The 19,308-nt window shown below is 34.3% G+C and carries 19 protein-coding genes; 4 read left to right on the top strand and 15 right to left on the bottom strand.

The window, feature by feature from the left end:
* Nucleotides 1-3: 3 nt before the first annotated feature.
* Complete coding sequence (locus tag SAUT_RS09425; RefSeq protein ID WP_041675233.1) at nt 4-516, top strand: DUF2393 domain-containing protein; 513 nt, start codon at nt 4-6, stop codon at nt 514-516.
* Nucleotides 513-1,061, top strand: coding sequence for a DUF2393 family protein (locus tag SAUT_RS09420; RefSeq protein WP_013327655.1), 549 nt, complete (start codon nt 513-515; stop codon nt 1,059-1,061). Before SAUT_RS09425 ends, SAUT_RS09420 begins: the two co-directional genes overlap by 4 nt.
* Here SAUT_RS09420 and mnmL read toward each other — a convergent pair whose 3' ends face one another.
* Entirely contained in the window at nt 1,062-2,021 is a 960-nt protein-coding gene (gene mnmL / locus SAUT_RS09415) for a tRNA modification radical SAM protein MnmL/YtqA (protein WP_013327654.1), read from the bottom strand.
* Nucleotides 2,021-3,376 carry an amidophosphoribosyltransferase gene (gene purF, locus SAUT_RS09410; RefSeq protein WP_013327653.1) on the bottom strand — a complete coding sequence of 452 codons (1,356 nt, stop codon included), beginning with the start codon at nt 3,374-3,376 and terminating at the stop codon, nt 2,021-2,023. Before purF ends, mnmL begins: the two co-directional genes overlap by 1 nt.
* 153 nt (nt 3,377-3,529) lie before the next feature.
* On the opposite strand from purF, the gene SAUT_RS09405 reads away from it, so the two are divergent.
* On the top strand, nt 3,530-4,333 hold the full coding sequence (locus tag SAUT_RS09405; protein WP_013327652.1) for a J domain-containing protein: 804 nt from the start codon (nt 3,530-3,532) through the stop codon (nt 4,331-4,333).
* Here the strand turns inward: SAUT_RS09405 and SAUT_RS09400 are convergent.
* The 13 genes from SAUT_RS09400 to SAUT_RS09340 form a co-directional block, all read right to left on the bottom strand.
* Nucleotides 4,326-5,267: a DUF234 domain-containing protein gene (locus SAUT_RS09400; protein ID WP_013327651.1), complete on the bottom strand. Its 942-nt coding sequence runs from the start codon at nt 5,265-5,267 to the stop codon at nt 4,326-4,328. The genes SAUT_RS09405 and SAUT_RS09400 overlap by 8 nt on opposite strands.
* 55 nt (nt 5,268-5,322) lie before the next feature.
* Nucleotides 5,323-5,511, bottom strand: a complete 189-nt coding sequence (locus SAUT_RS09395) for a hypothetical protein (protein ID WP_013327650.1) — start codon at nt 5,509-5,511, stop codon at nt 5,323-5,325.
* Nucleotides 5,512-5,606: 95 nt separating this feature from the next.
* On the bottom strand, nt 5,607-7,304 hold the full coding sequence (locus SAUT_RS09390) for a pilus assembly protein N-terminal domain-containing protein (RefSeq protein ID WP_013327649.1): 1,698 nt from the start codon (nt 7,302-7,304) through the stop codon (nt 5,607-5,609).
* 13 nt (nt 7,305-7,317) lie between these two features.
* Entirely contained in the window at nt 7,318-7,740 is a 423-nt protein-coding gene (locus SAUT_RS09385; RefSeq protein WP_013327648.1) for a hypothetical protein, read from the bottom strand.
* Nucleotides 7,730-8,608 (bottom strand): SAF domain-containing protein, encoded by an 879-nt coding sequence (locus tag SAUT_RS09380; protein WP_013327647.1) that lies wholly within the window; start codon nt 8,606-8,608, stop codon nt 7,730-7,732. Before SAUT_RS09380 ends, SAUT_RS09385 begins: the two co-directional genes overlap by 11 nt.
* A 13-nt stretch (nt 8,609-8,621) precedes the next feature.
* Nucleotides 8,622-9,458: a type II secretion system F family protein gene (locus SAUT_RS09375; RefSeq protein ID WP_013327646.1), complete on the bottom strand. Its 837-nt coding sequence runs from the start codon at nt 9,456-9,458 to the stop codon at nt 8,622-8,624.
* Nucleotides 9,455-10,390 (bottom strand): type II secretion system F family protein, encoded by a 936-nt coding sequence (locus tag SAUT_RS09370; protein WP_013327645.1) that lies wholly within the window; start codon nt 10,388-10,390, stop codon nt 9,455-9,457. Before SAUT_RS09370 ends, SAUT_RS09375 begins: the two co-directional genes overlap by 4 nt.
* Entirely contained in the window at nt 10,390-11,955 is a 1,566-nt protein-coding gene (locus SAUT_RS09365; RefSeq protein WP_013327644.1) for a TadA family conjugal transfer-associated ATPase, read from the bottom strand. The genes SAUT_RS09370 and SAUT_RS09365 overlap by 1 nt, the downstream gene beginning before the upstream one ends.
* Nucleotides 11,946-13,139 (bottom strand): CpaE/TadZ family protein, encoded by a 1,194-nt coding sequence (locus tag SAUT_RS09360; protein ID WP_013327643.1) that lies wholly within the window; start codon nt 13,137-13,139, stop codon nt 11,946-11,948. The genes SAUT_RS09365 and SAUT_RS09360 overlap by 10 nt, the downstream gene beginning before the upstream one ends.
* Nucleotides 13,136-14,908, bottom strand: a complete 1,773-nt coding sequence (locus SAUT_RS09355) for a hypothetical protein (protein ID WP_013327642.1) — start codon at nt 14,906-14,908, stop codon at nt 13,136-13,138. Before SAUT_RS09355 ends, SAUT_RS09360 begins: the two co-directional genes overlap by 4 nt.
* A 12-nt stretch (nt 14,909-14,920) precedes the next feature.
* Complete coding sequence (locus SAUT_RS09350; RefSeq protein ID WP_013327641.1) at nt 14,921-15,196, bottom strand: hypothetical protein; 276 nt, start codon at nt 15,194-15,196, stop codon at nt 14,921-14,923.
* Nucleotides 15,193-15,594, bottom strand: coding sequence for a prepilin peptidase (locus SAUT_RS09345; RefSeq protein ID WP_013327640.1), 402 nt, complete (start codon nt 15,592-15,594; stop codon nt 15,193-15,195). Before SAUT_RS09345 ends, SAUT_RS09350 begins: the two co-directional genes overlap by 4 nt.
* Nucleotides 15,595-15,775: 181 nt before the next feature.
* The gene (locus SAUT_RS09340) at nt 15,776-17,041 is read right to left on the bottom strand and encodes a Y-family DNA polymerase (protein ID WP_013327639.1); all 1,266 of its coding nucleotides are present in this window, start codon (nt 17,039-17,041) and stop codon (nt 15,776-15,778) included.
* A 101-nt stretch (nt 17,042-17,142) separates the two neighbouring features.
* On the opposite strand from SAUT_RS09340, the gene SAUT_RS09335 reads away from it, so the two are divergent.
* Nucleotides 17,143-19,299, top strand: coding sequence for an EAL domain-containing protein (locus tag SAUT_RS09335; protein WP_013327638.1), 2,157 nt, complete (start codon nt 17,143-17,145; stop codon nt 19,297-19,299).
* Nucleotides 19,300-19,308: the final 9 nt, after the last annotated feature.

Raw genomic sequence — 19,308 nt, 5'->3', positions numbered from 1 at the left:
CGTATGAAAGAGAAACTATTGGCATTTATTGACGGCTTAATAAGCTATGATTACATACTCTTTGGGGCATCTTTTATTCTCTTTATCCTTTTTATTATTTTTGCGCTGCTGCTTAGAAAAAAGTTGATTGTAGCACTTTTTTTTATTTTCCTTGGATTTGCAACACTTGTTTTGGGCCCTACTTTTGGCTATATACAAATGCACAAATATATTTTTAAAAACTCTACAAAACTGCTTTCTCAAAAAAAGCTCAATTTTGTGCAGGCTGTTGTTGTTAAGGGGACCATCACAAATGAGTCTAAATTTGATTTTGGAGAGTGTAAAATTACTGCAGAAGTCTATAAGGTAACTAAAAATAAGTACAAAAATTATCTTTTTAAATTAAAGCCATTCCAAAAGATGTCGATTTTAGAACAAAATTTGCCAAAAGGGCAAATGAGAGAATTTAAAATTATTATAGAACCGTTTAGATATCAAAAAGACTATAATATATCCCTGGGGGCTAGCTGCAAATGACACTGTTTAATTATTGGCACTACATTGTGCTGAGTCTGATTTTTTTGATGCTAGTGGGTGGAATTATTGCTGCACTTAAGCAGACAAACAAAAAGCTTGCGTATTCTATGATATTTTCTATTACACTTGTAGCTGTTTTTATGGCTGTTTTTTCTGTCATAATTGTAGATAAATATACAAAAAAAGTACAACTGAGCAAATTGCATAATAAAAGACTTTTAAGTACAGAAGAGATCAGCTATTACGGTATTGTAAAAAATATAGGAAAACTCCCTATAGGCAAAGTTACATTTGAAATAAAACTGGTAAATAAAGGACACGCTACAGGGAATGTAAAAGGTGGAAACTTTTATAAGGCCAGCGGATTTATGAACTTTTTCTCCGGAGGTTTTGGAATGCTCTCTCATAAACCGCAAACTATTACCAAAAAGTTTGTCGTTGCAAGAAATCTTAAGCCCGGTCAGGCAAAAGATTTTAGAGTATATTTTAGATATCCGCCGTACTTTAGAAGTACTGCAGAATTTTCAAAAGTGTACGGGCATTAATTAGTATTTTAAATCGACTTTTTTTAACTCTTTATTAATGTTTTTTATTTGTTGATTTTTATCTCGGCACCACTGCGGTGCCAGTAGCGAGTCATCATTTATGCCTGCAGTAACTCTTTGTACGCTGATGTTTTTAGGTTTCATAAGCATAGATTTGATGAGTACATCAAGATATTCCTGCTCACTTATGGGAGTAAATTCCCCATGATTGTATTCGTTTGCCAAGGCTGTTCGTTTGACGACATACAGCGGATGATATTTTACAGAGTCTATGCCCCATTCATACGCTGCCTTGGATGTTTCAAGCATCATTTCCTGTGTTTCACCAGGCAGACCAAAAATAAGATGTCCACAAACATTCAAACCGGCCTCTTTAGACTTTATAATCCACTCTTTTACGTTTGCGCTGTCGTGTCCGCGATTGATCTTTTCTAACGTTTCATCATATACAGATTGGATTCCAAACTCTATCCAAATCTCTTTGTCTTTAGAGAGTTTTGAGAGGTATTCAAGTGTTTCGTCTGTTAGACTGTCTGAACGCGTACCGATGCTAAGACCTACGACATTATCGAATGAAAGTGCTTTGTCATACAAAGCTTTAAGTGTCTCAAAGGGCGCGTATGTATTTGTAAAAGATTGAAAGTATACAAGAAATTTTTGGGCACCATACTCTTTTGCCTGACGTTTTGATATGGCATCAAATTGAAGTTCAAGCTGTTTGAGCTGTTTGTCTAAAAATGGATTTTCCTCTGAACTCAGATTTAGGTGAAAGCCTTTAAGCTCCTGCACTGCATCTGTACTCGCTGAAAAAGAATCATTTTCACAAAAGGTACAACCGCCTTTTGCAACTGTTCCATCAATATTGGGGCAGGTAAAACCGGAGATATTTATACCGACTTTGTAAACCTTTGCACCAAATTTATTTTTTAAATAATTACCGTAAGTGTATACCTGTTTCATTAAACGATATATTTTCCGGTAAAACAGGCAGTACAGTATGTGTCATCCGAAGCATTAACACTTCTTAAAAGTGATGCTTCATCCAGGTATGCTAAAGAATCTGCTTCAATGTAGTCACAAATTTCCTGCACACCCATATTTGCAGCAATTAAGTTTTCTTTACTTGGTGTATCTACACCGTAAAAACATGGATCAGTTGTCGGAGGAGATGATACTCGCATATGCACTTCACTCGCACCAGCTTCTTTGAGCATTCTTACAATTCTTCTTGATGTTGTACCGCGTACTATCGAATCATCAATAACTATAACTTTTTTGCCTTTGATAATGTCTGTCATAGGTGAGAGTTTCATTTTTACTTTTAAATCACGCATCTCTTGCGTAGGCTCTATAAAAGTACGGCCGATATAGTGATTCCGCATAATTCCCATCTCATACGGTATACCACTCTCCTGCGCATATCCGATAGCTGCGGGAACACCGCCGTCAGGTACAGGAATAACCAAATCTGCTTCAATAGGCTGAATGTTTGCCAGCTCTTTACCCATATTTTTTCTAGATTCATAAACAGATTGTCCAAATACAGAAGAATCCGGGCGTGCAAAATAAACATATTCAAATATACAGTGTTTTGGAGTAGGCTCAAAAACTTTAATGCTTTGCGGTGCTTTTCCTTCTTCAAATATCAGAAGCTCTCCGGGTTCAACATCACGTACAAAAGTCGCACCGACAAGGTCAAAAGCACATGTTTCACTTGCAACAATATAGCCGCCGTTTGGTAAACGTCCAAGACTTAAAGGACGGAAACCAAAACGGTCACGCATAGCAAACATTTTTGTTCGGCTTAAAAAGACAAGAGAAAATGCACCCTCAATTTTTTGTACGGCATCTATAATTCGATCAAGCAGTTTATCCTGCTCGCTTTTTGCTATAAGGTGAATAAGATTTTCAGTATCCATAAATGTTTGAAAAATCGCACCGCGTTTGATAAGTCTGGCTCTTACCTCTTCTGCATTTGTAAGATTTCCGTTGTGAACAATTGCCATTTCACCTAAGTCATATCTTGCAAATACGGGCTGGGCATCAAGGATGGAATCATTCCCTGCTGTAGAGTAACGGGTATGACCTATGGCACTTGAACCGCTTAAAGTAGAAAGTTTTTCTTCATTAAATACACTCATTACAAGCCCGCGGTCTTTGATAGTATGGAGTTTTTCTCCATCAGAAGAGCTGATACCCGCTGCTTCTTGTCCACGATGCTGTAGAGAATGAAGAGAAAAATAGGCTAACTTTGAAGCCTCTTCATGACCAAAAATCCCAACAACAGCACACTTCTCATTCATATTTTCGCGCAAATTTTTTCCTTAGCAAGTAAAATAATTATGCAATTATACTCAAAATATCTATAAATATTCTCAAAGCTATCTTAATTAATATATATAATTTATTTTCAAAGTGGAACTATTTTTGCTATTTACTATATAAATTTCCCATAAAAGGTAGGACGTATGGAAATTGTTTTACGCAATAATCTTATTCTTATCACAACCGGGTTTAAAACTTTAAATGCAAGTTGGATGATAGAGTTTTTAAATCATCACTCGCGTGGCATGCTATTTTTACCCAAATCTGTGCTTGTATTTCAAAACAAATCACTCACAAAAGTCAGAGAAAATTTCATAAAAGAGTTAAGTGAGTACCATGCAAAGACACATGATTTTAACCATGAATTTTTTCTGCGTTCAATGTTAAAGTTTGGAAATCAGCCTATTAAAATTGAACTCGATAAGCTCGAAGAACCTGAAAATATTCAGGTACATCTGTATGCATATGATAAAAATACAGTGCTCATTTCCTTAGACAGCCCAAATTCATGGGTTCTTAACTATATGCGTTCACAGCTTGAAGTTTATGTTGAGAGGGGTACAGATGTCTCTTTGGTTATTGAGGTAAGTGATTTTAAAGCAAAAGCGAGACTTGAGAGAGCCCTGAATAAACGTCATATTTTACATTACCAAATTCAATATACTTATGACAATCATTTTATGTCAAAACTTTATTCTGATTTTGCAAATTTTAGTTTCGGCGATTTGGCAAAAGCAAGCACAGAAGAAGAGAAAAAGCATTTTTATACAATCTTGGAGTGTCCTATCGGTGCTTCTCAGGATGCTTTGAAAAAAAGTTATAAAAAACTTACAAAAGTCTATCATCCAGACAAAATCTTTCATGAAAGCCCTTATTTGGTTGAACATTATACACATAAATTTCAGCTTTTACAAGAGGCTTATCAAGCCCTAAGAGTACTTAGCTAAAAAGTGGCTGGCTCTTCTCTTGACGAGAACTTTTTTTCAGTAGTGCTTTAAAGTCTTCACTGTCATATAAGGCAAGCGATGAGCCGCTAAGTGCCATCATCTCTTTTGAATAACCTCTTTTTGAAAAAAATACTATTTGTGTAGGTTCTATAGAGAGTTTTTCGCATTTTTCTTTGAGTTTATGCAGCTCTTTTTTATTTATTTTGTGATTTGTCCATTTACACTCGCCGACATAAATATTGCCGTTTTGTGTCAGTGTCAAAATATCTATTTCAATTTTTGCATCCCAGTAACTGCCGCTGCTGAGTATATGCGAATCACGCAGATGGTAATTGAGAAGAACTTCTGATAACTCTTCATACACAAGGCTTGTGTAACTGTTATGCTTTTGCTCAAAATCCTGCAAAACTTTTTCATAGTTTTTTTCTTGGATGTTTTTAATATTTGGAACGATAAAGTAATACCAAAAACGAATAAACGGGTAAGTAAAAAGAACTTTATGCGAAATGCGGTGTCTTGCTTCTTCTCGTTTGAGTTTAGCGTTTGGTTTGAGATATCTTGGATGTTCTTCTCTTGAGTATTCTAATTGAATAAGCCCTTTTTCTTGTAAAAAATTAAGAATACCTCCGCCGTTTCCATTGTTCAGTCCGGCTTTATTAAAGGCAGAGAATATTCGTCTGTCACCAATGGCAAGTGCTTTAAGCAGGCGTCTGTTATTTTCATTATGGATGATAAGCTCTTGGACTTTTGCATCAAGGATTTCAAAGTTTTCTAAAATGAGTGTTTGAACAAGATGTGAAATGGGCTGGGTCGTGTCAACTTCCCAGTCAAGTCCGCCAAATACCGCGAAGTAGGAAATCTGTGTTTCCATATCATCGGGGTAGTTTTTGAAGTAAAAAGAGCGAAACTGGTCAAGAAGTTTTTCATTTGCCATATACTAATTGTAACATATATTGGCATACAAACAAAAAAAACAATTTAATTGTTTTTTAATATCCACTAACTCCAGCAGCGTGTAAAGATGTATTTGCATCTGTTAACATTGCATCTTTGGCATCTGTCATATAACTGTTTAAACCTGCAGCAAGTCCAACACCAACTATAACTAATAAAAGAGCAACTAAAACACCGCTCATACCTTTTTGTGACTTAATGCGTTTGAATAGATTTTTTATCATATTCTCTCCTTTTTTTGTGATAAACTTGTGATTATTATATCACTATTATATAATTAAAGCAAATAATATTTGCTTAGAACAACTATAGATAATACTTATAATATTCTTATATATTTTTGAGATATCCATAAATCTTTTTTGAGCTCTTTACATGTAGCATAACAGTCTTGCTTGACCTTGAGCCATGTGATTCCGTCAACTTTTCGTGATTCATCTGATGTGAACTTATGGCCGCCTTTCCAGACATTAACTCGCTTCCCGTTTACCGGTTTTTCTCTCAAAAAGATTTTTTGTGCATTGACAGCATAGGTTTGGAGTGTGGGTGTGGGTTCCTCCTGCGGTAGTTCAAGGGTTATTTCTTGAATATTCTCTGGCGGCTGTGTTTGGCTGTTTGTCTCTTTTGTGTTTTCTTCTTCTATAATAACTGGTGTAATGAGAGTAGCATTTGTCTCAGAATGCTGCGTAATTTCAGCTGTCTGCTCAGTTGTCTTCCTGTCAGCGGCTTCTTCTTTTGGAACATCTGTGACTTTTGCATGGAGAATATTACTTGAGTTTTTGAAATTTCTATAAAAATCAGTGTCATCTATATCTTCATTTGCATCTACAATTTCGGGAACAAGTAAAAAAATCAAATCAGTCGTGCCTAAATTTTCAATTTTATGTTTGAAAAGTTCACCTAAAATCGGAATATCTCCAAATAAAGGCACTTTTTCTTCCGATTTTGAATTTTCACTATGAAGCCTGCCTCCAAGAGCAATGACCTGTTCTGACTTTACAACTACATTTGTTTTGATGTTTTTACTGACAAATGAAGGTATAGATATACCGTCACCAAGTGAAACATTGTGTGCAATATTTGCATCTATGGCACTGTCTTGAATGTCTACATTAATATGCATATAACCATTTGTCTGCATAAACTTACTTGTGAGTGTCAGCTTTAAGCCATACTCCTTAGCCTCTACTTGAATGGTAGGTGCTGTACCGACGTTTTGTGTGATACCTGTTGGAATATAAAGCTCACCGCCAACTCTAAAGGTTGCATTTTTATCTTCTGTTGTTATAAGTACCGTGTCATCTAAAATATTGGTAATGCCTTTGGTTTGTAAAAAGTTGAGTGTTGCCAGAACTGAATTGCCTGTTGAAGTGGTAAAATTTCCCAAATTATCAAGCAAAAAACCACTGAATGTTGCAGAGTTTGCAGCGGCTGCATTGGCTGTAGCATTTACATACTTGTTAAAAAAGCTTAATCCTGTGACGCCGCCTAAATCTTTTGCTTTTTGATTATCAACAGCAATCAGGTAGAGTTTCGTACGAATCATTTTGTTGACTTTTTGTGTTTTTGTCAAATCCATGAGTTTTTCTGTATTGATACCGCCTTTTTGCAATATCTCATAAATTCTTTTTTTATCATGCGGATCTTTAAAGACTCCGGCAATAACCGTTGAATCATTTCCTACTTTACTGAGTCTAAGGTTTGGCTCAATTATATTTATCATTTTTTGTATATAACCGAGGTTTTCATTTACATATACATGGTAGTTTTGTATAGAATTATCTGTATATATAACAAGTATAGAAGTATTCCCGGTTTTTTTACCAAATATTTTCAGTAAAGTGCCTTTTGCAGAAACTGCATCTAAAAGAGAAACATTAATGGTCTCTTTATTGCCGATGATGAGTCTTTTAATCTTTTTTTGAAGCGGCAGAACCTGATACTCATTGTTAAAAACAAGAATGTCATTTGCTAAAAGACTGAGACAAATTCCAAGTAATAATAGTATTTTTTTCATTTTTTCCTCTTTTTTACTGGCATGTGCCAGTGATTGATATATTTTGATCATGGTATGAATAGGTTTGCATCTGGGTATTTAATGTTTTATTTTTAAAATAAGGTCCGTTATGCACATAAGCAATAGTAACATTAACCTGACCGAGAGTAGGCGCATCTTGGGGAGTGGAAAAACTAAGCGTGGTTCCTCTTGGACAGATATTGTTAACATTATTGTTGAGTGTGGTGTTTAAATCAGCTGCTCCTAAATCCTCTTCGCTGTCAAGTACCATAGAAGTCTGATTGGCGATAAGTTTCAATTTGTAATCTTCTTGCATAACACTCCAGTAATCTATCATGAGCGTAATAACAAAAGCAAGAGTCGGAAGGACCACAAGCAGCATTGCCATAATTTGTCCCATTCCAAAAGCATTGCGGAAACTGTGTCTATTTTTCATAAGAAATTTTTACCTTTTGGTGCTGCTTTTTTGCTCTTTTTCTATACACTTTTCTGTCAACCATAAGCCGCTTCTTTTGTGCCTGGAGGTTTTCATCTATAACTTTGGGTGTTTTTATCATCCATAATTGCCCGCCGTAGTTGTTTGTGTTGTACACTCTGTTTGCATTGAGAGCCTGTGTTTTATAATAAACCGCCAGAAAGTTTTTAATATCTTTTGGTGACATCAGAAAAACAATAGTATCGGCTCGTATAATCTGTTTTTTTGCATTATAGGAAATTGGTGTGCTGAGAGTTTTACCATTACTTACAAAGTTATTTATCTTTACATGTAAGGCTATATATCTTGTGTTAAAGTTATCGGTTTTAGTGCTTGAGGGAATAACAGATGCAATATCTACATAATCTCCCCCTCTTAAGAGCGTATTTTTGTTTTTAAATACAGAGAGCGAAACACTGAGTGTATCCTCTGTTACCTGCTGCACTTTGTTTAGAGTCGTCTGTACTTTTGTTTCGCTCTTTTTCACTGTTTGTTTTATCTTCTCAACAGGCTTTAGGGCAGATATTTTTTCCAAACGTATAGGTTCATCCTTATAAATATTTACACGTGCATAATGGCTTATAATTTCACTGTCGGTAAGCGGTGTAAAAGATATATAACTTTTTGGAAGTTTTGCTTTTTTAATGGAACCGGCATCGAGCAGATCCCCTTTTTTTAGATTTTTAGCGGCGACAAAAACTTCAATATTGTTTTGGGCAGTTTCTTTGTGCTTACTTTGCTTTAAATATAAAAGCAGTGCCACCGATGAGCTAAAAAGCACAAGCCCAGCCATTATCCCCATTATTATTCTTGTGTTTCTATTTTTCATATTACTCCCTTTTTTAAAATCCCGGCATAAGTGCGTCTGCTGCCATAGGAAATGCAATCATTGCTATAACAGCCGGTAAAATAAATATAAACATCACAAAAGTAATACCTATATTCATCGTCGCAGCTTTTTTTTCTATATTTAACATCTCCATTGATTTGAGCTCCTGTGCCTGATTTTCAAATATTGATTTGACACCAATACCTGTCTCTTCAGATAATCGCATAAAACCGACAATAGTAGCAATAGAATCACTTCCCGTACGGTTGACGAGATTGGTATATGCTATATCACTAGAGTATGTTATAAATTCATTTTTAAACTTTTTAGATTCTTCTAAAAGGTCAGGTCCTAAAACACTCTCTCCTTCTGTTGTTACCTTGTCTATGGCATTGTTGAGTCCGCCGCCACCTTCAAGAATAATGATTAATAAATCTATAAATATAGGCAAATCATTCTCTATTCTTTTAATTCTCGCTTTAATCTGCTCTTGGAGATATAAATAAGGCATAAATACAGCAATACCGATTCCTATAACAAATAAAAAAAGTTCATTCAAAAAGCTTAAATCCAATATAAAAACAAGAAATATTAAAGAAGCTCCGGCTAATATACTTGCGAAAATAATTTCGTTAAATTGTTTTCTTTTAAGACCCGCTCTTTGCAGTTTCAGTTTGAATTCTGCTTTTTTGGCACTGTAGTTGTCATTGATAATAATGTTATCATCTGAAGAAAAAATTGCACTAAGAAGTTTTGTATGTTTGTATTTGTCATAAAAATATAAAAAGACAAAAACACTAAGTATAATAAGAGAAATAATCAGTACGATATAGGCAAATTTTTCCATCATTTATTTACCTTTGTCAGCATCTTATTTATCATAATACCTGTAAAGACCCAGAGTGAAATACCCAAAAGCTGAAATCTTCCATATTGCGATTCCATAAAATAATGATGCAGTTTTCCGTCAAAATTTCCATTAAGTGCAAAATATAAAAAGATAGTGATAAGAACTACAACATAAGAACCAACACTGCCTTCTCTTGTGACTACATCCACTTTTTCTTGCATTTTTTCTCTATAATTAATTGTTTTTTCGACTTTTTCCAAGGTGTTTGAGAATTGTCCGCCGCTCTCTCTTCCTATTTTAATAGCCAATGCAAAAATACGCAACTCTTTGGAATGTACAAATTGATTTAAATTTGAAAAAGCTTCCATCTCGCCGATAGTGTTTTTCTCTTGGAAAAACTTTTCAAATATATCACGAAAAAGTTTTGAACCTGAAACAGAGACAGATTTTGAAAGTGCCTGCTCAAAGCCTATACCGTTTTTCATCATTTTAACAAGAACTGATATGGCAACGGCTAATGCTTTGTTGAATTTCTTTTTTCTGTTTTGTATTACAGATTGCAAAATCATATAAAATATGAGGGCACCAAAGGGTATACCTATAAAGTATCCGCTCCAATGAAGTAAAAAGAGCGTAAAAAGTGAGCCTATTAAAAAACAGAATGCAAGAAAAATAAGTGCGAAAATATATGGTGAAAAACGAAGTCCTGCTTGTATCATTAAGGCTTGTATTTGATTTTTAAGCGTATTTTTGCTTTGCATATGTTTGTCTTGTAAAATATCTTCTTCATCGGCATCTACCAGTGATATTACATGCTTAATGTAATTAATGTGTTTTGTGCGCTGGTATTCTACATAAACAATATAACCAAGTGCCGTAGCACTGAATGTAATGATGAAAATCAGTAATATATCTATTTGTAAAGCAGTCATTATTTTAAATTAGGCCATCTTTCTAATATGCTTTTGCTTGAGATATATGATGCTTGTATAATCTCTGTCATATAATTTTCTTTCCATCCGCACATGCGTTTTGGATGAAACTCCTTGAGCTCATTTGTAATCATCTCTTTGCTGACAACAAAGTCATTGTCAAATATGCGGGATTCCATAGTGACACCGTTTTGCATCATTTTTAGCGTAGCTCTTGAAGATCCTGAAATTGCTTTAAAGTTCCCGCTTGAATCCATTGGGTTGTCACTATTGACAGACCTTTGAAATTCAAACAAATCCAGCATGGAAACAACGCCGTTTTCTTCTATACGCTTTTCAGGCTCAGAAATTTTAACGATGCGTCTTGTTCCATCGGGAAAACGTACAATCTGAATGATTAAATCAACAGCCGAAATGATTTGAGAGCGTACAAAAGTCATATTGGCTGTTGGTCTTGCCTCTAAAAACATATTTTCAATTCTGACAATTGCTTCTTTTGTATCATCCGCATGAATCGTTGTCATAGAGCCGGGATGCCCTGTATTCATAGCATTAAGCATTGTGACAATCTCAGGTCCTCTACACTCTCCGACAATAATTCTTCGTGGACTTGAACGCAGTGCCGTACGCAATAGATTCTCTATAGTTATCGCTCCAGCTCCCTCTTCATTTGGAGGACGGGCTTCAAATGAACGTATAGAGTGGCAGGGCATTTGCGGTTTCATCTCTTTTGTATCTTCAATGGTGAGCAGCTGGTCACCTTCGTCTATAAAACGTGTGATAGCATTTAAAAAAGTTGTTTTTCCGCTTGATGTACCGCCTGAAACGACAATATTTAATTTTCCGCGTATAGCTTTAATAAGAAAATATGCCATTTTCAAATCTATCATATTTGAATCAATGAGTGTTTCAAAAAGCAGGGGAATCTCGCGAAATTTTCTGACTGTAACATAAGAACCGGGATTGCCGTCACTGTCTAAATTTGCAGAAACAGGCGGTATTTGTATTTCAATACGCGAACCGTCGGGCAGTTTTGCAGAAGCAATAGGATGAGATTCATCAATTTTTCTGTTGGAAGCCATAAGCATTCTGTTTATAAATCGGCGTAAATCTTCTTCATTCCTGAATCTAAAAGGCGTGGCAATTGTTTGTCCGTTATAAATAACATCAATGTAGTCTTTTGTATTGACTAAAATATCATTTAGTCCTTGCCCTGCAAGGCGCATAATCGTTGAAATTGGACCGTAATTGAGCAGGTTATCTATAACAAAATCGGCTATCTCTGTTTTGAGTGCAGGTTTTGGCAGTGTAAATTCTGAAATATGTTTTACGACAACTTCCCGTATCATTCTCTCAGTGAGTTGACCATTAATATTTAATTTTTCCACAAAAGCATCATAAATAGAACAAGCGAGAGCAAAATATTCTTCATTTCTGTAAATAAGAGGAAAGCAAAACTCCGAACAGAGATTTTCTTCGACATTTACAGTTGCAGATACACTCTTTATTTGTACATGTGTTTCTCTACTGCTGTGACGTTCTTTTATTTTTTCTTTTAAAGCCATTGTTTAACCTTGTCCCAAAAAGATTTTTTACCTTTATGGGCATTTTCATACAGGGCAGCGTCATGTATAAAAAAGTTTTCTCCAAATTCTTTAAGTTTTACTATAAAAGGAGCATCGGGGTATTCATCACAAACAAGCTGCGCTTCATTCCAGCACTCTCGCAGGTGTATCGCATCATTTGGCAGAGCAAAAGCAATTTCAAAGTTATGTTTTAAGCCTTTTGAGAGTATTTTTCTTGCTTCTTCGTGAGTGACGCTTCCAAAAGAGTCTGAACGGTTGGCTATGATATGTGTTTTGGAATACCATCCGCTTTTGTCTATGATGTCTATATATGTTTTTAAAACAGACATAGACGGTATAGAAAATTCTGTAATAACAAAAATATTATCTGCGATTTCTTGAATGTCAATTTCGAGATCAACATCTTCAAATACCCCTACATCTATAATGATAAAATCAAACTTCTCTTTTATAAACATGATGAAGTTTAAAAACATTTGTATGTTTTCAGGTTTTTCCAGCTCTTCTCTGTCTGTATGTTTTTGCACACCCGGTACAAAATAAAGATTGTCATTGAGTTTTTCTAAGCCATTTTCAAATAGTTCCTGCATATCCATATTTTGTACATTCGATATATCTACTATTGTTTTTTTAGGTTGTGGATGATTAAAGAACAGATTAGATATTGCTTTTGTATAAGCAAAATCTAAAAAAAGAACATTTTTATCAGGGTGCTCCTGTGCTAATGTTTTTGCAAGATTCATAGAGATTGTTGTCGTTCCTACACCGCCGCTTATACCTGTAAATACAGAGATATTACTGTTACCGCGGCGCTGCTTTATAATACTTTGCGATTTGATGATGAGGTTTGTAATAAGTCCCGAATCAGCTTCTTCCTCACTGAGGTAAACATCTACACCAATCTTTCCTGCAAGCAAAGAAAATTCTGTATCGTTTTTTCCTAAAACTATCATATAAATATTATTGTTAAAATGTATATCTTTAATTTTTTCGATATCTTCTAAGCACTCAACTCTGTAAAGCAGTACCACATCACGGTTTTTACTCGCTGCATAAAAGCTGATAAAGTCATTAATAGAATTGAAATTTTTTACATCGGTAAACTCATCTTTTAAGTCGTTGTAACACTCTTTATCTACTTTTGATACATAGGCAATTATCATTTTTGGTGTCCTCTTGTCATTTTCATAATTTTAAACTCTGTAGTTGTTCCCGGAGTTGAAGAATTTATGTCGGTTATATCTACTTTTTTAAGATGGAGTATCAAACCTTTATGAACCTTTTCTTTATACTCTACGACTTCCCAGTTTTCATCTTTTAAGAGATTGTCAATTTGTTCGTCATATGTTGTACTCCTGTTGTCCCCTAAAACAAAACTGACAAATGTGTCTATAAATCTGCCTAGCAAGCCTTTTTTCTGACGTCCTTGATTTCTTTTACACCAATCCAGCCAGTCGTCTGTCGAAAGGTTTACGATATCATGTGTTGTATTTGGAAACCAGTAAAAGTGTGTTTCGGTTGTAGTATTTAATTCACTGTATTCACTCGGATTATTGATCCAGCCGAACAGACCGGCTTCCATGTCAAATTCTGTATTGGTCGCGATGCCTTGTGTAAAAGTTTTCTCATCCCATGTAAATATAAATCCGCTTTTTTTGACACGGCATGATTCTACTTCTGTACCGTAAACACTCTCTAAACCTAAAAGCTCGAAATAGACAAAATCAAGTGCTTTTGTTCCATCTGTTTTTATAAATGTCAACGGCATGTGATGTACAAAGTCAAAATCGGCTGAGACAACTTCTGTAAGATTTTTTGAATTTTCTCCGAAGAAAAATCTGAACATCGAGCCCATCATGTAACTCATAGGTTTGAAAACTTCTTGTATAAAAGTTTTTTTACCTGTTGAAGGGTCTATTTTAGTTTTTAAATCTATATAATTTACATTGTCGAGTTTTCCAGCTAAAGTAAGCAGGGTTGTTTCTGTATCTTCTAAAACAGAGTCTGACTGTACACTAAGCTCTGCACTGCTGTCAGTTGAGTTAATAAACGGCATCCATTGCGATATGCCAAAAAAGTTTATACTCTTACATGTAAGCGAATCCGGGTCATAAGAAAAGAATAGTCCGTCACAGCCTGTTGTCTCTTCAACAATCAATGAGTTGTAATCTAAAAGAGTAACTTTTTTGTTGGCATTTGCCTGATTGGTCTGTGTCGTTGTAATAGGATCTTCTTTTACGATGCGGTACTCTTTTTGCAGTCCAAAGATCATATTTGCCATATATCTGTCTCTTGCCTCAGGAGAGCCTATTGCACTGCCGTAAACAGCTGTATCTTTTGAAAAGTAATCTTGGAAAAAACCAACAACATAGCCAAAAAAGTTTTTTTGTTTTGTAGAGTTTACTGTATCACCTGCTGCGGGTTCTTTGTAATATTGTGCGTCTCTGAATACATCAAGTGCATAAAAGGCATCATCATGCGAAGGATCATAATTTGCTGCCGAATCAAAAGGAATTCTGTACTCTCCCTCACCAAGAGGCGCCCCAAGCTTGTCAAGTTGTAAAGCAGGATTGCCTAAGGTATTTTCGTTTAATAAAAATGGTTTTTGTCCTGAACATCCATTAGACAGCAAGCCCCCGTCTTTACATGTAAAGGAGTTTTCTGTTGTCAGTTTTATTTTCGCCCAAGTCGCTATATCTGTAAAATTGGATTGGTCTTGCGCTGTATCTGAAAATTTCCCCCAAAAGTTGTTAATTTTAAAATCTTTTGTATTGATAGTAACGTCTTGATACATGATTTTATCGCCATACGTATTTTCTGTCATTCCCTCGGTATAAGGCGCATTTGATAAATTTATATCCGTCACTGTTTTAGCAATGAGTATGGATGTAAATAGAACTAGAGTCAGTACTGTTGCCAAATTTTTTTTCATATATTCCCTTTTTTATTTTTCATCAATTTTATTAAGTATCATAATATTGTGAATGTATTGATTCACTTTTGTATTTAACTCTGCGTCACTAAGACTTGCATTTGCATCTCGAAGTTCCTGCTTTTTACGCAGGGCTGCTATTACCAGTCTTTCTTGTGTATGGTGTAAGTTTTCAAGCTGATTAACCTTATGCAGGTTATCATTCTCTCCACCCATAAACCAAATAAACCAAAATAACAGCATTATTGCTAACAACAATGGAACAATTGCTGCTGACCCATTTCTCATAATTTCCCTATAAAATAACTAATAATTGCAGCCGCACTCATTGCAGGAGCAAAGCCATAACTCTTCTTTTTTAAAATACCTAAAATCAGAAGATGAATAATGCCGCTAAGCATGATAAAGTATCCGATTGAGCCTAAACCTACAAAAAGAGCACAAAAAGCCCCAAATCGTAAGTCGCCGCCGCCAAAAGCCATATTTAAAATTATTGGAACTAAAAATATGACAAGAATCAATATTACTGCAATGGCATCATTGAGTGATAAACTTGCATCAAGCCATTTTAAGATAAGTAAACCGACAAAGGCCGGAATGATTATCTTGTCAGGAATAATTCTTTTTTTACTATCAATATATGAAATTATAAAAGCAATAATTATAAAGTAAACTAATATAATCATCACATTCCTTACATATTTTTTTGATATTTTTGTGATATTTGAGCTATTGTATGGAAGATATACTTAAATTTATTTTAAGGATATGATAATTCTCAAAATAAGTGATGAAATAAGAAAAAATAATTTAAGATGTTACTTTATGGAAGATGTAATTATAAGTATAATATATAATTAAAATATCTTAGAGCTCACTTGCAAATTTTAGAGTATCTATACCATATTTTTGGCGAAGTTTTTGTGTTGAATGTGTGAGCTTATGCATTTTTTGTTCCTCTTCAAAGCCTATAAGCGAGAGTTCTTTTTTTGAATCTCTGGTAAAACTAGAGCAGTTGATGCCAAGGCGTATTACTTTGAGGCGTTTATGAATATCTGCTTTTAAAAAAAGTTTTAAACATAAACTGTCAAATTTCTTTTCAGTGAAAATTTCAGCGAGTGAAATGTTTCTATGAGATTTTTGATTCATTTCATATGCAATGCTTAAATGAAATACGGTAGGAATGACATTGAGCTTGATTATGGCAAAACTAAGATGCCTTGCAAGTACATGTATACGTCTTTGAAGTTCTCTTCTGTCATATAAGGCATCAAAAGTTCTTGATATTCCTATAGATTTTCGATGATGATTTGTTTGAATGTCGGCATCACTTTCTCCGTTGACACGTTTATATAACTCTTTTGCATAAGGACCCCAGGACTCAACTGTGCCTCGTCTGTTTCTAAGTTCACCGAGTGTTTTGATTTGTGCTGCATATAGTTTATACTTCATGCTTTTTCCAATGCCTGCAAAGTTTTCGACCTTGATAGGGTTTACAAACTTGTCAAATTCATACTCAGTAATAGTTTTGCATCCAAAAGGCTTGGCATAAGTAGTAGCCAGTTTTGCAATATAGCGTGTTTTTGCAGCACCTATAGAGACTGGTAGTCTCAGCTCTTTTTTTATTTCATGCCGTAAGTTGTCTATAAATTGAGGTATATCCGCATCTTCTACCCAGCCGCTTAAATCTCCGTAAAACTCATCAATAGATGCCTGTTCAATAAGCGGAATTTTCAGTGCTAAAAAGTCATGCAGTTTATGAGAAAGCTCTTGGTAGAATGACATATTTGGCGCTTTAATTATGAGATGCGGACACAGCTGCAGGGCTTCACGGATACTCATGGCAGTTTTTATGCCATAAGCACGTGCTTCATAGCTTGAAGTTGTTAAGATGCCGCGTATGCGTCCATCCTCATCTTTAAAGGTGTTGATGTCATTTTCTTCATATTTGGAATAAAAAGTCGGAACAAAAGAACCTGAATTTTCAAAGTTTACAGTCTGATTTTTTGCATTTTTATTAAAAATTTTTGTATCACTGCGCCCACCTATAGCCACAGGCTTTTGCTCAAGTTCCGGTTCAATAATTCTTGCAGCACTGACAAAAAAGCAGTCTATATCTATGTGAATTTTCATACTTAGACTTTAGCAAAAGAAAAACAAAAGCTTTAATATGATTGCAAACTGTCAAAAATAAATGTATAATTGTCTTATATTAATGATTATACAGAGAAATAATGAACATCATAAGCAAAACAAGAAGAAATACATTTATATTTATATTCTCGGTAATGGTCTTTACAACCGTGGCGACCTATTTCTTTTTAAAATATCAATTTAATGAAAAGCTGAACAGCAGAGTTGATGAAACATATAAACATGCGGCACACTTTTTTGTTAAAGATTTGCAAAATGAAAAAGAAAAACTGTCTTTAGAATTGGAAAATATTTTATCTATTGATGGTTTGTCTGCTGCCGTTGCTGCTAAAAATCATAAAAAAATTGACTCCATTGTGGCTTCACGCTATATTAAATTAAAAAACAGATATAAAGATATAAATATTTTCACATTCCGTTCTAAAGAGAATATTACAATTTATCGTGCACATAAACCTAATTTTTACGGCGATAGCTTAAATAAAAAAAGGAAGTTAATTTTAGATACCGCAAGGCTGAAAATATCACTCAGCGGATTTGAAGTCGGTAAATTTGCTTTGACTTACCGTGTAACAGAGCCGATATTTTATAAAAACAGATATGTGGGAAATGTTGAATTAGGCTTGAATCCTACCTATTTTTTAAAAGAATTAAAAGATGTTATGCAAATTCAAACTGCTATAGCAATAGATAAATCATTATTAGATGTCATGCTTCAATCAAAGGCTCTTTCCATAAATGATAAGTATGCTTTTTTAAAAGGCAGTGACAAATTACGACAATATTTTATAAAACATAATGATTCTTTAAGAGTAAAGATGGATATTCCTTTGAAGAATCATCTCTCTGAAACTATCGGTTATCTTATTGTCGGGGTCGATAGCTCAAATATTGTTAAAAGAACAAACTATTTAATGACTGAATTAATAATAGCTTTTGTTATTGCTATGCTTTTATTAGCGATTATTCTTCATAAAGGTTTCGGCATTATGCTCGAATACTTTAAAAGACAGGCATATACGGATGCATTAACCGGATTGGGAAATAGGCAGCTACTTAAAGAAAGTATCAGCAATACAAAAAACAGTATTATGGTTTTGAGCAATATTAAAGATTTCAGTCTTTTAAATGAGATATACGGTGTAAATGAGGGTAATCAAATTTTAAAAGAGGTGGCAGAAGAGTTTAAAAAATTTGCACAAGAGTTTAACTTTAATGTTTACAGAATTTCATCTGATGAATATGTATTATTTAAAGAAGAAGATTATCAAAGAAGTAAAGATGATTATTGCGCATTGGTAGATGAACTTACCAAAAGAGTTAATGGTTTAAATATTACCATTAACGGTTTTGAGGAGAGCATAAATATTGAAATTTATTCAGGGATTGTTTTACATGGGGGTAACCCGTTAGAAGATGCTCATATGGCATTAAGAAAGGCAAGAATGAAATTTTTGCCGTATATCGTTTATTCGGAAGCACATGATAGTAAAAAAAGGTCGGAAGAAATTTTAAATATGAAACATAAAATTCATTACGCCCTTGAATATAAAAATGTTGTCCCGTTTTTTCAGCCTATTACAAACAAAGACGGTAAAGTTGTTAAATATGAGGCATTAGTAAGAATTCTTGATTTTGAAAAGGGAGAAGTGAAAATTTTATCACCGTTTTTCTTTTTAGATATAGCCATTAAAGGCGGTCTTTATTTTGACATAGCTAAAGAAGTGTTACGACAGAGTTTGAAACTGTTTAAAGATAAAAAGGAAAAAATATCTGTTAATTTTCTGCCGAATGATTTTTACAATGAAAGTATGATAGAAATATTTTTAGAACTCATAAAAGATTATGAAAAAAAAGATCAAATAGTCGTAGAGGTTACGGAACAGGAAGGAATGGAAGATTTCAACAAGTTTGCACAGGTGATTCAAGAGTTTAGAAAAGTCGGTGTTTTGATTGCTATTGATGATTTTGGAAGCGGATATGCCAATTATCAGCATATTTTAATGCTTAAGCCGGATTACATAAAAATAGACGGTTCTTTAGTAGAAAATGTGGTAAGAGACAAAGATTCACAAATTTTGATTAAAAGTATAATTGATTTTGCCAGTGAGTTAAACATTACGGTTGTTGCAGAATATGTTGAGAATAAAGAGATTTTTGATTTGTTAAAAGAGTATGGTGTAGATGAATTTCAAGGTTATTATTTTGGAAAGCCCGAAAACCTGTTAAATAAATAAAAATTTGAT

The sequence above is a fragment of the Sulfurimonas autotrophica DSM 16294 genome, assembly GCF_000147355.1.
Taxonomy (GTDB): domain Bacteria; phylum Campylobacterota; class Campylobacteria; order Campylobacterales; family Sulfurimonadaceae; genus Sulfurimonas; species Sulfurimonas autotrophica.
This window is presented reverse-complemented; position numbering and strand designations above follow the sequence as displayed.